We start from the raw sequence: 16106 nt of genomic DNA on the forward strand, positions 1-16106 counted from the left end.
GATAGATAATAATGAAGTTAAAGGTGTTTATAATCTTTCTCGTTTTTCTTTTTCATACCTTATCAATTGTTCCATATCAGATAGTTAAGGCTGCTGATAATTACGCAATACATGAGAAACGTCTGGATTCTTTTATAGAGGAGCAAATGGATGAAGGTAGGATTCCGGGTTTGTCTGTAGTAATTGTTCATGGTAAGAACGTAATTTATCAAAAAGGTTTTGGTTATGCGAATGTGGAAACAAAAAAGCCTGTTACAAAAAATACGTTATTTGAAATTGGATCAAATAGTAAAGCTTTTACCTCTTTAGCTATACATCAACTAGCTGATCAGGGGAAAATTAAATTAGATGATCCTGTAAAGAAGTATCTACCATGGTTTGATATGAAATATGAAGGTGAGTATAAGGGGGAAAAGGTTGATAGAGAAGTTGACATAACTATAAATCAACTTCTATTTCATACAAGTGGTATACCTTTTTCTACTGTGAAAGACATACCTGAATCTACGAAAGATACAGCTCTGGAAACTACAGTTAAAAATCTAAGGAATCAAAAACTTAACACATATCCAGGTGAAAGTTTTGAGTATGCTAGTATGAACTATAATATTTTAGGGTTAGTAATTCAAGAGGTTACAGGACAGTCATTTGAAACGTATATGAATAACAATATTTTGGGAACTCTTGGATTAGATAATACTTTTTTAGTTGAAAATACAGTACACGAAAAAGAGATGGCGCAAGGCTACAAAATAGGTTTTCTAAAGCCGCTTAAGTTTGATGCACCTACTTATAGAGGGAACACTCCAGCAGGATACTTTACCTCTAATGGAGTAGATATGGCTAAATGGTTAAAGTTACAATTAGGGACTCTTGATACAGCCCCCAACATTGAGCAATCGATAAAAGAAACACATATACCGAATAGATCCATTCCACCTTCGAGTGATGGAACTTCTTATGCTGGTGGATGGGAGGTTGCTCAAAAAGGGAGTGGTGAGTTTTCGCATACAGGTAGTAATCCTAACTTCTCTTCATTTGCAGTATTCCGTCCTGGCGAAGAATTAGGTGTAGCTGTAATGGCTAATATAAACTCAGATATAGTACAAAATATAGGACAAGGATCACTGGATATACTTTTAGAAAAAGAAGCGGTAATGGAAACGAAAGATATTTATAAAACAGTAGATGCTTTCTCATTTACGCTTCTATTATTCCTTATTCCTTTTATAGTTAGTACCTGTTACTTCCTATTTACTCTTATTATGCAATGGATAAGAAAAGAGAGAGTTCTTGAAGAATCCAGAATGAAGAGGCTTGGTGTTCCTTCTGCTACATTAGTATTCTTGCTCTTAGAAATTTATGCAATTATGGCTTTTCCTTCAGTTTTCTTTAATGGGGTTGATTGGGGATTTATCGATGTTTGGGCCCCTATAACAATGAAATTTGCTACTATTGCTATATTTATAGGAAGTGTTCTATTTTGTCTATATTTATCTCTAACAATTATGTTTCCTTCAAAAAAGAACAATAAAAATTTCTTTTCTCTTTTGATACTAAGTGTTATAAGTGGTTTTGGAAATGCGGTAATTATATTCATAATAAATGAATCATTAAACCAAACAGATCACTCTAGAACTAAATTAGCTATTTATTTTGGCTTAGGAATCTTTGTGTATGTTTTGACTCAAAAGATTGTTCGAACCCATTTAATAACTCTTACAAACCATTTCATTTACCAAAAAAGGACTGAATTGTTAGATAAGATTCTAAACACTCCCTACGAGACAGTAGAAAAGATGGAAACAGAAAAAATCCAATCAACATTAAACAATGATACTGAATCAATAAGTAATCATGCTCCATCTATTATTACGGGTATTACAGATTCAATTACGTTAGTTTGTTGTTTAGTATATCTCGGGGTCATTAACATCTATGGATTACTATTATCAATAGGAGTCATACTTGTTGCAGCAACTTTCTATTACTTTGCCGGACAATCTGCAAATAAATTATGGGAGCAAACAAGGAACATACAGAACATATTCTTTAAATTTATTAATGATTTAACAGGAGGGTTTAAAGAGTTAAATATCGATAAAAATAAAAGAATTGCGTTTAGAAACGATATGGAAGGTACTTGTCATCAATACAACATTAAGCGAACAAAGGGAGGCCTTAAGTTTGCTAATGTTTTTATTATAGGAGAGCTGTTATTTGTTGTAGTAATTGGGGCTATTACTTTCCTATTTCCACTCTTATTTGGTAATGTGCAAAGTGAACTCCTTAGAAGTTATGTTTTTGTATTTCTTTATATGACAGGACCTATCCACAGCATACTTAACGCTATACCTAACGCAATTCAAATGAAAATTAACTGGAAACGTATTAACAACTTTTCTAAACAGTTGGACAACCCGGAAAGTCGAGTTAGTAGATCAATAGATAAATTTCAAAGTGCTTCCAATGTGAAGTTAAATGTTGATAGTGTTGAATATACGTATGAAAGTAGTGACGGAGACTCATTTGAAGTAGGGCCCATAACCTGTGAGTTTACATCAGGACAGATAACCTTTATTACAGGAGGGAATGGAAGCGGTAAGTCTACTTTAGCAAAACTTATCTCAGGTCTTTATTCTCCTACAAGAGGAAAGATAAAGGTGAATAATCAAGAGGTTGATACAGAGGAATTGAGTGAGTTATACGCTGCGATATTCAGTGACTACTATTTATTTCAAAAGATTTATGGGATTGATTGTAGTAAAGAAGAATCCACTATTAGGGAATACTTGAACATATTAAATATAGAAGAAAAGGTTGATGTTAGAGGTGGAAAGCTCAGTACCACAAAGCTTTCAACAGGACAAAGAAAGCGAATTGCTCTACTTATTAGCTATCTTGAGGACAAAGAAATTTATTTATTCGATGAGTGGGCAGCCGATCAAGATCCTGGATTTAGGCACTTTTTTTATACGAACCTTCTTCCCGAATTAAAAAAGAAAGGGAAATGTATTATAGCTATTACACATGATGACCGCTATTTTAATGTTGCTGATCAGCTTATAAAGATGGAAAGAGGCCAAATCATGCTAGAGGAAGAGTCAAGGAGCAAAAGTAAATTTAGTTATTAGGGGGAATTGACTAGTGACAAAATTAGAAAAGAAAAACGTGGAAGATATTCTTAGTTTGACCCCAACACAAAGGGGAATCCTTTTCCATGCTATTAAAGACCCGGAGAGCGAAGAATATTTTGAACAAATCACTTTAGATATTTCAGGTGAAATAGATCTGTCAATTTTTCAGGAAGCATGGAATATTGTTGTTAAAACGAATGAGCAACTGCGTACATTATTTAGATGGGAAAACATTCAAGAGCCTGTTCAAATCGTTTTAAAGGAACATAAACCTGAAATCATTTTTCACAACTTTCAAAAGTGTAATGGTGAGGATGAAAATAAGCTAATTGAAAATATAAAAAATGAAGATATACAAAATAAGTTTGAACTTACAGATGTTCCATTTAGAATTCACTTGTGCCGAATTGAAGTCAGTACTTATAAAATGATTATAAGTCACCACCACATATTATATGATGGGTGGAGCAATGGAATTATTTTGAAAGAATTTTTACAAGCTTATCAAAATCTAAGTACATCAGGACAAACTAATTTTCCTATCAAAAAGAAATATAAAGATTTTCTGAAGTATTTAAAGAAACAAGATGTTGAGGAACAAAAATCATTTTGGGAAGAATACCTTAAAGGTTATAATACACCCATTATAATGGGTGCGAAAAAAACAGGAAGTAATATTGCCAGAAACGATTACCATCAAAGTATTAAACTTTCTAAAAGTAAAATCGAAGAGTTTACAAAGAAACATGAGGTAACATTGGCATCATTTATATATACAACGTGGGGGTTAGTACTACAAAAATATAACAATACCAACGATGTAGTTTTTGGAACAACTTTATCTGGAAGAGCAGATACTTTTTCAGGAGTTGAAGAAATTGTAGGACTGTTTATTAATACTTTACCATTAAGAGTAAAGAGATCAAGTGGGGAAAGGGCTGTAAATCTCGTTAAATCAGTTAACAAAAACCTTTTTGAATGGGAGAGATATAGTAAATACTCCTTAACGGAAATAAAAAAATGTTCTAATTTGAAAGACGTACCAGATTTGTTTGATTCGATTATTGTTGTAGAAAATTATCCTCTTGACGATATTGTTATGAGTCAACAAAAAAATATAAGCTTTAATTCTTATTCTTCTTTTGAAATGACAAATTACGGATTAACAATCAGCGTTACACTTAGCAAAGAGTATATTGAGATAGATTTTACTTATGATGCACGAAAGTTTGAGTCATCTTTTACAGCACAATTAGCAAACTACTTTTTATTAATTGCAGAACAAGTATTGCAGGATAAGATTCTTGATCAAATTGAAATCATTTCTACTGCCGAAAAAAATGAAATCCTCCATAAATTTAACAATACGGATAGAGCGTTGAAATCTGAACTAACTATTAGTCAGTTGATTGAACATCAAACAACGAAGACACCTCATCAAATAGCTGCAGTTTATAAAGAACATTCCCTTACTTACGCAGAATTAAATCATTTATCAAATGCCTTATCACATACTCTTATTAGAAATGGAGTACAAAATGGTGATGTTGTTGGTATTATGACAACTCCTTCTTTAGATATGATAGTAGGGATACTTGCTATAATTAAGGCAGGAGCAGCCTATATGCCAATAGACCCTGATTTTCCTTCCGAAAGAATATCGTATATGTTAAACGATAGCAATTCTACTATGCTACTTACTAACGAAGAGGATTCACAGAAAGTGGAATATTTACACGCTTTTAACCACATGAATGTAATATCACTGAATAATAAGAACAACTTTTCTGAAGATACATCCAACCCAAAACTAACCTATAGCTTGTCAGATCTATTTACCGTGTTGTATACATCTGGAACAACGGGAAATCCAAAAGGTGTTATGGTAAGTAATAAAAATGTAATTAACGTAATTGAGTGGTTTGGGAAAACATATAAGATGGATAGGGGAAAGAATTTACTGCAATTAACCAATTATATATTTGACCCGAGTATCGAAGATATTTTTGGATCACTATCATTTGGTTCTACGTTATATATAGCTGACGAAAATTTAATGATGAATCCTGTTGATTTCTGCCAATATGTGAATGATAACGAGATAAATATTATTAATTTTATTCCAACAATGGTGAAAGAATTACTACTTAATGATTGTAAGTTGCCAAGTTTAAAAACGATTATCCTTGGTGGAGAGAAATTAGAAAATGCTCTTAAAAATCAACTGCTTCAAAAAGGATATGAGGTTTATAATAACTATGGGCCGGTCGAGACTACAATAGATGCATTAAGTGAAAAGTGTACAGAAGACGACGTTACATTAGGTAGCCCTATAGCGAATGTTAAATGTTATATAATGGATAAAGATATGAATCTTAACCCTATAGGCATCCCTGGAGAATTGTATATTTCGGGCTTTGGTGTTTCAATGGGATACTTAAACTTATCAAGCAAAACAGAGCAAAGTTTTTTGCGGAATCCTTTCCAACCAGGTGAATTAATGTATAAAACAGGAGATATAGCAAGATGGTTACCAAATGGAAAAGTTGAGTTCCTCGGTAGAGCAGATTATCAGGTTAAGATTAGAGGATATAGAGTTGAATTGAATGAAATAAATAGTTTGCTTTTGCAACATGAGCAAATTGAAAATTCACTTGTTGTAGATATTACTAATTCAAGAGGTAACAAGGAGCTCTGTGCTTACATTGTTTCAAACGATTATGTAGTAAAAGAGAATATAGTTGCTTACTTATCAGAACGGCTACCAGCCTATATGATACCTTTACATTTTATTCATTTGGAAAAATTACCATTAACATCTATAGGTAAGATTGATCGTACAAAATTACCTTACCCCTTAGTAGAAAAGAGCTGTGAATACACTTCTCCCGTCAATGACGTAGAAGAGGATTTAGTAGAAATATGGTCTTCAGTACTTGGAATCAATCAACGTGATATAAGCACAAAAAAGAGTTTCTTTGAACTTGGTGGCGATTCCATTTTAAGCATTCAAGTTGTAGGTAGGGCACGGCAAAAGAGCATAGAAATGACAGTAAATCAAATATTTCAACATCAGACAATTTCTGAATTGGCAAAAGTTATTCATGTAATTAATAAAGAGCAATACGAGAATAAAGAACTAATTTCAGGAGAAGTTCCTCTTACTCCTATCCAAGAATGGTTTTTTAATCAGCCGTTGGAAAACTATAATCATTGGAATCAATCGATAATATTAGATGTAAAAGCTCCTATAAATATTTCTTATTTAGAGAAGAGTTTTGTACAACTGACTACTTATCATGATAGTTTGAGACTTCGATACGAGAAGAATGGTGAAAAGTGGAAGCAGATTTATACAGACAATCCAGAGCTTTCTATTTCATTTCATGTATACGATATGAATAACCATAACTTAGATATGGATGAAATCGTTAATAACTTACAGTCAAGTCTTAATATTGCAGAGGGCCCTTTATTAAAAGCAGCTTTTTTTGATTTTGGGAAAAAACAAAAGAGTAAATTATTTATAACTGCCCATCATTTAATTGTAGACGGTTATTCATGGAGAGTATTATTAGAAGATTTGCAGGAGATTTATGAACAGTTAAAATCTAATAGTACAGTTGTGTTACCTCCAAAAAGCGAATCTTATAAGTATTGGTCAACGAAACTAACAGAATATGCTCAATCTCAGGAGTTAGAAAATGAATTCAATTATTGGAACAGTCAAATATCACAAGAAATAAATGATATTCCGACAGATATGAACATTGGTTTTAATACTGAAGCGTCTTCAAGGACAGTATCTACGTTGTTGTCCAAGGAAGATACCGATTATTTACTTCGCGGTTCAATACAAGCATTTAATACAAGGATAGATGATATTTTATTAATAACCTTATCTCAAACTCTTCATAAATGGTGTGGAAAAACTTTAGTTGATTTAGAAGGACACGGGAGAAATAAGTTATTACAGGAGCATGATTTATCGCGTACAGTGGGGTGGTTCACATGTGTATATCCAATCCTATTAGGTGATTTGGATAAAGGAACAAAATTAAATCAAGTAATGAAACAAATAAAAGAACGTTATCGGAGTGTTCCAAATGGTGGTATAGGATACGAAGTTCTTTACTATCTTGGTGAATCTCTCATACGTGACCAACTTATTTCACGTAATAGAGCACAAATCAGTTTTAATTATTTAGGACAGTCTGAACAAATTTTTAAAAAGCAAAACTTATTTGAGATAGAGAATGTGAATATTGGAAATAACCGAGAGCCAAACAGCAGTCGAAGTCACCTTCTTGACATTGAGTGTATGGTTATAGATGGTAGATTGAAGATTGAGTGGAAATATAGTACTAATTTTCATCAAAAAGAAACAATTGAAGAGTTATTAAATAGTTATACTTTTTATTTGGAAAAATTCATTATCCATAGCAAAGAAAAAGGAAATATACAGAACACACCATTTGATTTTCCGTTAGTATCCCTAAAACAAGAAAAAATTGATGTACTAAATGAAAAATTTGGTCCTTTAGATAATGTTTATCCTTTATCCCCGGTTCAGAAGAGTATGGTATTTCATCATCTTTACACTCCAGAATCGACAGTAACATTAGAGCAAACTGTATTTACGATTAATTCTCATTTGAATGTGCCGGTTTTCAAAGATGTATGGAAGACAATACTTAATCGCCATGAAAGTTTAAGGACTTCTTATCATTGGGAAGATGTAGAGGAGCCTTTACAGGTAATTCATAGCAACTTAGAAGTTCCTTTCGAATTCATAGATTGGTCAGAAGATACACATATAGATCATAATATAAGACTAGAAACCATGATTGAAGATGACCGAAAAAAGGGGTTTAATTTAGATAATCCACCACTTATGAGAATCACTGTAATTAAACGAGGAGATTCCCTTTATGATGTAGTATGGACACATCATCATCTTCAGCTAGATGGATGGTGCAATAGCATTCTTTTCACAGAAATAGGTCAGCTGTATGAATTTTATTGTAAGGGCGAAAAAATAGATTTAGGAGAAGCGCTACCTTATGGAGAATATATAAAGTGGTTGCGTCAACAGGATAACACTAAGGCAAAAGAGTATTGGGAAAATACTTTAAAGGGTTTTAATACACCCGTTCGTTTTAATAATATTTTTCCTAGTAAAGATATATCTGAGACCTCACCTTCATTTGGAACAGTACGACATCATTTATCTGACGAGATAGCACAAAGGATCACAGATTTTTCAAAGAGGAATGGAGTAACCTTAAATACCGTTATCCAAGGATCATGGGCTATTCTGTTAAATCGGTATTCTGAAGAAACTGATATTGCGTTTGGAATCACGTCTTCTGGTAGACCTGCTGATCTCAAAGGTTCAGAAAATATCATAGGTTGTTTTATGAATACTCTTCCTTTTAGGGTGCTTTTGGATACTAACTCAGATGTGGTCACTTGGTTAAAGAAATTACAAAAAAGCCAAGCAGAGATGCGGGAGTACGAATATTCATCACTTGCTGATATACGTAGTTGGGTGAATCTACCAAGGAATTCTGCACTGTTTGACTTATATGAGAGTATTGTAATTGTTGAAAACTATCCTTTTGATGAGATGTTAAAAGAGGGCGTTGGATCCTTAAATGTTGAATCAGTACGTGTGGAAGAACAAATGGATTATCCTATAGTGGTTTATTGCAACCTACAACCAGAATTACATCTGAAGTTGCTTTATAATCGTCATTTTCTAAATGAACAAGAGGCAAATCAAATCCTCGATCATCTCGTTAATATTTTATCAATATTAATAGAATCTAATGTACAAAAAATAAATGATATTTCGATGATTAATCATGATGAACAATCCCATATACTTACTGCTTACAATCAGACAGATATGAAATATCCCAAAAATTATTGTTATCATGATTTGTTTGCTATTCAAGCTACGGAACGGCCAGATGCTACAGCAGTTATTCAGAATAGGGAAAGCTTAACCTATAAGGAATTGGATATACTTTCAAATAAACTTGCCCACAAATTAGTTAGAATGGGGATAGGACCTGATAAGCCAGTAGGAATATATATTGAGAGATCAACTAAGATGGCTGTTTGTATTTTAGGCATATTAAAAGCTGGAGGAGCATTTCTACCAATAGATTCAGATTATCCTAGTAGTAGAGTTGATTTGATGTTAGCCGATGCCAATGTGCCAGTCTTATTGAGTGAAGTAAACCTTAAGCAAAAGATATCAGACTTTAGCGGTGAAATAGTATATATAGATACGGAATGGAAGGATATCATACAAGAATCTGAGCATCTCCCGGCTACTAAGGTTACGCCTTCTAATCTAGCATATGTCATTTATACATCAGGATCTTCAGGGAAACCAAAAGGTGTTATGATGCCTCATGAAGCTGTAGTAAGTCATTCATTAGATATGATTAAAAGACTTACTCTCACAACAAATGACCGTGTTTTACAATTTTCGTCTATTAGTTTTGATATTTCATTAGAACAAATATTTTCGACCTTAGCGAGTGGGAGTTGTCTAGTTTTTCGTGATAAGGAAATATGGACACCTATTGAATTTTCTCGAAAATGTGCAGAATTAGATTTGTCAGTAGTGAATTTGCCAACTTCTTATTGGGGAGAAGTAACGAAAGCATGGAATGGAAATCCAACAATAATCCCTAAATGTAACTTAAAGATAGTTATTGTTGGAGGAGAACAAATGACAGCTGAAAAAGTGAGGTTATGGGAAGAGCTTCCTTTAGAAGATGTTGTTTTGTTAAATGCTTACGGACCAGCTGAAACGGCCATGACTAGTACTTTGTACAAAGTATCTGGTAAAGGAAGTAAGAGCGGAGGATTAAAGTTTATTCCTGTTGGTAAACCACTAGCAAATAGACGAATCTATATACTTGATAATCACCTACATCTATTGCCTCAGGGTGTGAAGGGCGAAATTTATATTGGAGGTATCCCTTTAGCAAGAGGTTACTTAAACAAATCTGTGATGACAAAGGAAAAGTTTATTCAAGATCCTTATTATTCAAAAAGAAATGAGAAATTATATAAAACAGGCGATTTGGGGCGAATTCTTCCAGATGGTAATATTGAGGTACTAGGCAGAAAAGATGATCAAACTAAAATTCGAGGGCATCGTGTTAATATCGAAGAGATTGAAGCTACGATGAGTGCTTTCAAAGAAACTATAGATTCAGTTATTGTAAAAAAACAATCTGTTAACAACGAGAATTATCTTGTCATGTATTACGTTAACAATGGTAGCCGAAATATATCAAAAACAGATATACAAACGTGGTTACAGACAAAACTTCCAGAATTCATGGTTCCGTCGTTTTTTGTGAAATTAGAAAGATTTCCGCTAAATCCCAATGGGAAAATAGATCGAAAAATGCTTGCTAATATGGAGATTGTGTTTGAGGATGTAAATAAGATTGTTGAACCTACTAACGATAATGAACGTAAATTAGTTAAAATTTGGAGAAGCATTCTAGGACTTGAGAATGTTGGGGTTAATCAAAACTTTTTTGAAATTGGAGGTCAGTCACTTAAAGCCATTACACTTGTTTCGGAGATACAAAGAGAATTTGGAGTGGAGGTTCCATTAAAGAAAGTTTTTGAAAAACCGACAATTTTAGAACTATCAGCATACATCCACAATTGTATTAGTGATTACAACTCACCGGAAACGTTAAAAGTTCTTGAAAACAAGGAGTACTATGAGGTTTCTTCATCGCAAAAAAGAATGTATATATTAGATTATTTAAATAGAAGTAGTACCAAATATAACATTTATGGAGCTTTCATATTAGAAGGTACAATAGATAAGAAATTAATTGAAGAATCATTTAAACAACTAATAGAGCGCCATGAAAGCTTAAGAACATCGTTTCATCAAATGAACGGTCATATTGTGCAAAAAATCCACAAAAATGTGGATTGGGATTTAGAACACTTTTACTTAAGTGAAGAGGAAATTGACCAAGCTATTCATGGTTTTATTAGACCATTTGACTTGAGTGATTCATCCTTATTTAGGGCAGCAATTATGGAAATAGCACCTCGAAAGTGTGTTCTAATGTATGATATGCACCATATTATCTCAGACGGTGTTTCTGTCGCCATATTAATGAGGGAATTCTCGGAACTATATAAAGGGAATATTCTCCCTGAATTAAGTGTACAGTATAAAGATTTTGCTGATTGGCAGAATCGTATTATAAATAGAGGAGCATTAAACAATCAACGAAATTATTGGCTCAGTCAATATTCAGATGAAGTGCCGCTACTGAATCTACCTACAGATAAGGCTAGAGCGGAAGAATTTACTTTTAAAGGTGGACATGTGACCTTTACATTAGAGAATGAGCTAAGAGTTAAATTAGATCGTTTGGCAAAAAAGAAAAATGTAACAATATACTCGATACTACTGTCTGCACTAAATATTATGTTATCTAAACATAGTGGGCAAGAAGATATTGTAATAGGTACACCAGTGGCTGGAAGGTCGCATTTTCAACTAGAGCATATCGTAGGAATGTTTGTTAATACACTGCCGCTACGAAATAGACCTAAGAAAGATTTAACGATAGATCAATTTATAAGTCAAGTTGCTGAACAGACTCTAAATGGGTTGGAGAATCAAGATTTTCCGTTTGAAATGCTAGTAGATGAATTAAACATTGAGCACAGTTTGAATCGTAATCCATTGTTTGATGTTATGTTTGCATTTGAAAATGTAGATGCAGCAAAAGTAAACATTGATAATTTTATAATAAAGCCTTACGATTCTGCGTCAGATACTACGAAATTTGATTTAGAACTAAAAGTAACGGAAAGTGAGGCAGAACTATATTGTACATTGGAGTATAGTCAGGATTTATTTTATTTAGAAACTATCAACAATATGGTAGATCACTTTTTAAATATTTTAGAATGTATATCAATGGATAGTTCAATGAAAATTGGCGATATAGAAGTACTTACTGATCGTGAAATAAACGTAATGAAAATTATGAATCATACTGAGATGGCGTTTTCTCATGGCAAAACCGTGAAACAAGTTTTTGAGGAAAAAGTGAAGAATTATGGTGACAATACAGCGATAGTTACGACACAAGGCACACTCTCCTATAAAGAATTAAATGAGAGGGCAAACCAATTAGCACATAGTCTTACTGAGATGGGAGCAGGCCCAAATAAAGTTGTAAGTATTATGGCTGAACCATCTATAGAAATGATTGTGGGTATCCTAGGAATAATAAAAGCGGGTGCTACTTATGTTCCTATTGATCCACATTTTCCAGAGGACCGTGTCCGTACAATCGTTAAATCAAGTAATTCAATAGGCCTTCTAGCACAATCTCATATATTAAAATCTCACAATATACCTTACTTAGTTTGGCTCCTAGAGGATGAAAATTTATATTCTAAGGACAAGTCTAATCTACCGAATAGATGTGAGCCTATTGACAACTTATATATAATCTATACATCTGGAACTACTGGAGTACCTAAAGGAGTACCTGTTAAAAATAGAAGTGTTATGAATTATATCTCTTGGTTTACAAGAGCGGGTTCAATAACACAGAACGATAAAACAGCATTGCTCTCTTCGTTTGCTTTTGATTTAGGATATACGAGTTTATATTCTTCAATATTAAATGGAGCAGAACTTCATTTAATATCAAGAGAATGTTATTCAGTCCCTATTAACTTATATAATTACCTAGCGAATAATAGGATTGATTATATAAAAATTACACCCTCTTTGTTCAGACAACTAGTTAGTGATAGCTTGTTGGAGAAAAGTAAGAACTTTTTAAGTTTGAGATTACTAGTGTTAGGTGGAGAAAAGATGCAGCTTAATGATATTAAACAATTCCACCATGTCTATCCTAAGACTAAAATAATGAACCATTATGGACCAACAGAAAGTACTATAGGATCAATAGCCAAAGTAATGGACTTAGAGAGAGATGATTTTGCCGCTACTGAATCTATTATTGGTGTCCCTATTGATAATACACAAGTATTTATTTTAGATCGTAATAATCGGAATTTACCGATTGGAGTTTGGGGAGAAATATGTATTGCAGGTGAAGGTTTAACGGAAGGTTATTTTAATAATGAACAATTAATTAAAGAAAAGTTCATAAGTATTCCTTTATTTGGAGAGGAAAAAAGGATATATAGAACAGGAGATTTAGGTAGAGTAACAAATGAAGGTACGATTGAATATCTAGGGAGAAGTGATACTCAGGTCAAAGTTCGTGGATATCGTGTAGAGTTGAATGAGATTGAACAGGTGTTGAAGCAGTATCATTCAGTAAAAGATGCAGTAGTAATACCTAATAGTAAACAAGATGGTGGAAACGAACTTTTTGCTTATATCGTATTGGAAGATAAGGAGAATGAAGCAGGTATTAGAGAATATCTTACTCGTAGAGTTCCTTACTATATGCTTCCAGCAGTTTATGTTAAATTGGATAATATTCCATTAACACCTAACGGGAAATTAGATGTGAAGAAACTGCCAAAAATAAGTAAGGAGATTATGATTTCTAACGATTTTAATTCCCCTACTGATGATGTAGAACAAGGAATATTAGAGATATGGGCTGACACACTTAATTTAAATTCAATAGGTGTAAATGATGTATTTTTCGAATTAGGCGGTAACTCTTTGAAATTAATGGAAGTAACTGTAGGGATTTATAGAAAATTCGGCGTGGATATTCCTTTAAGAGAGTCTTTCAAAGCACCAACCATTAAAGCGATGGGATCGTATGTTAAAAATATCGCTCAAAGTCTTTATACTCCTCTAGAGCAGATCAAAAAAAGATCATACTATGATCTTTCTGCAGCACAAAAACGTATGTTTACAATAAATCAAATGGACAAGTCAGGAACTACTTACAACATGCCTAGAGCGACTTTGTTAGTAGGCGATATTGAAATTGAGAAGTTTAAATTAGCAGTAGATAACCTGATAAAACGTCATGAATCACTAAGAACTTCTTTTGAAATAGTAAATGATGAACCAAAACAAATCATCCATGAAACCTCTAAAGTTGATATAAATTACTCTGTTCTGGAGGAAGATATAACCTTTGATGAATATGACGAGGATTCTACGGTAAAAAGATTGCTAAAAGACTTTATAAAACCATTTGACCTAGACACTGCGCCATTGGTAAGAATGAAGTTGATCAAAGTTGCTCCTAATGAACACGTTTTTCTACTTGATATGCATCATATAATTTCTGACGGTTATTCAATTAATATTTTGATAAATGAACTTACGAAGGTATATGAAGGTCAGAATCTAGAAAACAAAAAAATTCAGTATAAGGATTTTGCTGATTGGCAAAATAAATTTCTCAATTCTGATGAGATATCTAAACAAAAAGAATATTGGAAGAAGGCACTTAGTGGGAAAATTCCTACTTTGAGTATGCCTACAGACTATCCTAGACCGGAGTTTCAAAATTTTGAAGGCGATAGTTACTCTATTTCAAGCGGAGTAGATTTAAAACAAAAACTAGAAGACTTATGTCAAAAATACAATGTAACCATAAATATGTTAATGATAGCATCTTATAGTATTTTATTGTCCAAGTATACTAACCAACAGGAAAATATTATAGGTATGCCAATATTAGGTAGAACACATGCTGATATCAAACAAGTTGTAGGTATGTTTGTTAATACTTTACCAGTCAGAAATTATCCAAAAGACCATATGACTTTTGAGTCTTTCCTGAATGAAGTAAAGGATAACTTATTAGAAATTTATGATCATCAGGATTATCAATTTGATATGTTGCTAGAAGATTTAAATATAAAGCGGGAAAAAGGAATAACACCTATCTTTTCTACAGTAATAGCTGTTCAAGAAACGCCGAAAGATAAACAAATGATGGGTGATATTCAATTAATTCCGATAGAATATCATAATAATATATCTAAATTCGACTTTTCTCTTTTTGTAACGTGTGAAAAAGAAGAGATTTTGTTTGAAATTGAATATTCAAAAGCATTATTTAAGGAAGAAACAATTGAAAAAATCGGACAAGGGCTATTTAGTATTCTAGAAACAATTAGTGCAAACGAACACGTAAAGTTAAGTGAAATCCAAGTTGAAAGTTTAATTAAAGTTAACAGAGAAATTGAAAATGTAACATTTGATTTTTAAAATGTATATCCACCAGTAAAAAATAACTGATAACACATATGGTTAAAGAGTGAATAGAAACTAGGGACAAAGATGTCATTAGACATCCTTTGTTCCTAGTTTTTTAGATTTACAAATTTTTTAATTATTTAATGATATGGAAAAAAATCAATGTTGCTTTTAGTTCAAAACTACAAGTTTATGCTAAAATAAGGCATAGAAACAATATTCAAAGGAGATTTGGCATTGAAGGACAATAATACAATTAGCGGTTTTCATATTAAACATAGGACAGAAAATACAATAAAGGTACATCCTAAAAAATATAATTGGCACATTCCAAAAGCATTGCGCCATTTAGATATTCAACCAGGAGATATTGTACGAGCATGTGCAGGACCTGAGAACAAGGTATGTACAATTCTTGTTATGGAAGCGTTTCGGGAAGATATTGAAATCGCAGGGAAAACGTATAAGCCTGTTGTAAGATTGGTTGAGAAAGCTCCCAATAGGAAGTGAAGTAGAAGTTATATGTGAATCCTTGGTCACATATCGAATGAGGAGTAGCCATCTTAGGTGTTCAACTTTTAAAAATAAAAAATAATCTTTATACATAATTTTTTCTCTTGTAGTTCTAAAGTTATGTTGGTTTTCTGGAGTGACTAAATAACAAGAACTTTTAGACTAGTAAACTTTATTCATTTTTATATAATTCCTACCTTGGTACCTATTTCCATTTTCATTCATGT

The 16106-nt window shown here is 32.7% G+C and carries 3 protein-coding genes; all 3 read left to right on the plus strand.

All coding sequences use genetic code 11. From position 1 onward, the window contains the following. Positions 1–11: 11 nt before the first annotated feature. The 3 genes from B9N79_RS09130 (at position 12) to B9N79_RS09140 (ending at position 15876) form a co-directional block, all read left to right on the plus strand. On the plus strand, positions 12–3134 hold the full coding sequence (locus B9N79_RS09130; RefSeq protein WP_052264273.1) for a cyclic peptide export ABC transporter: 3123 nt from the start codon (positions 12–14) through the stop codon (positions 3132–3134). Positions 3135–3147: 13 nt separating this feature from the next. Further along, on the plus strand, positions 3148–15378 hold the full coding sequence (locus B9N79_RS09135) for an amino acid adenylation domain-containing protein (RefSeq protein ID WP_085118148.1): 12231 nt from the start codon (positions 3148–3150) through the stop codon (positions 15376–15378). 225 nt (positions 15379–15603) lie between these two features. Further along, positions 15604–15876, plus strand: a complete 273-nt coding sequence (locus tag B9N79_RS09140; protein ID WP_019394577.1) for a DUF5839 family protein — start codon at positions 15604–15606, stop codon at positions 15874–15876. Positions 15877–16106: the final 230 nt, after the last annotated feature.

This window comes from Priestia filamentosa (assembly GCF_900177535.1).
GTDB classification, from domain to species: Bacteria; Bacillota; Bacilli; order Bacillales; family Bacillaceae_H; genus Bacillus_I; species Bacillus_I filamentosa.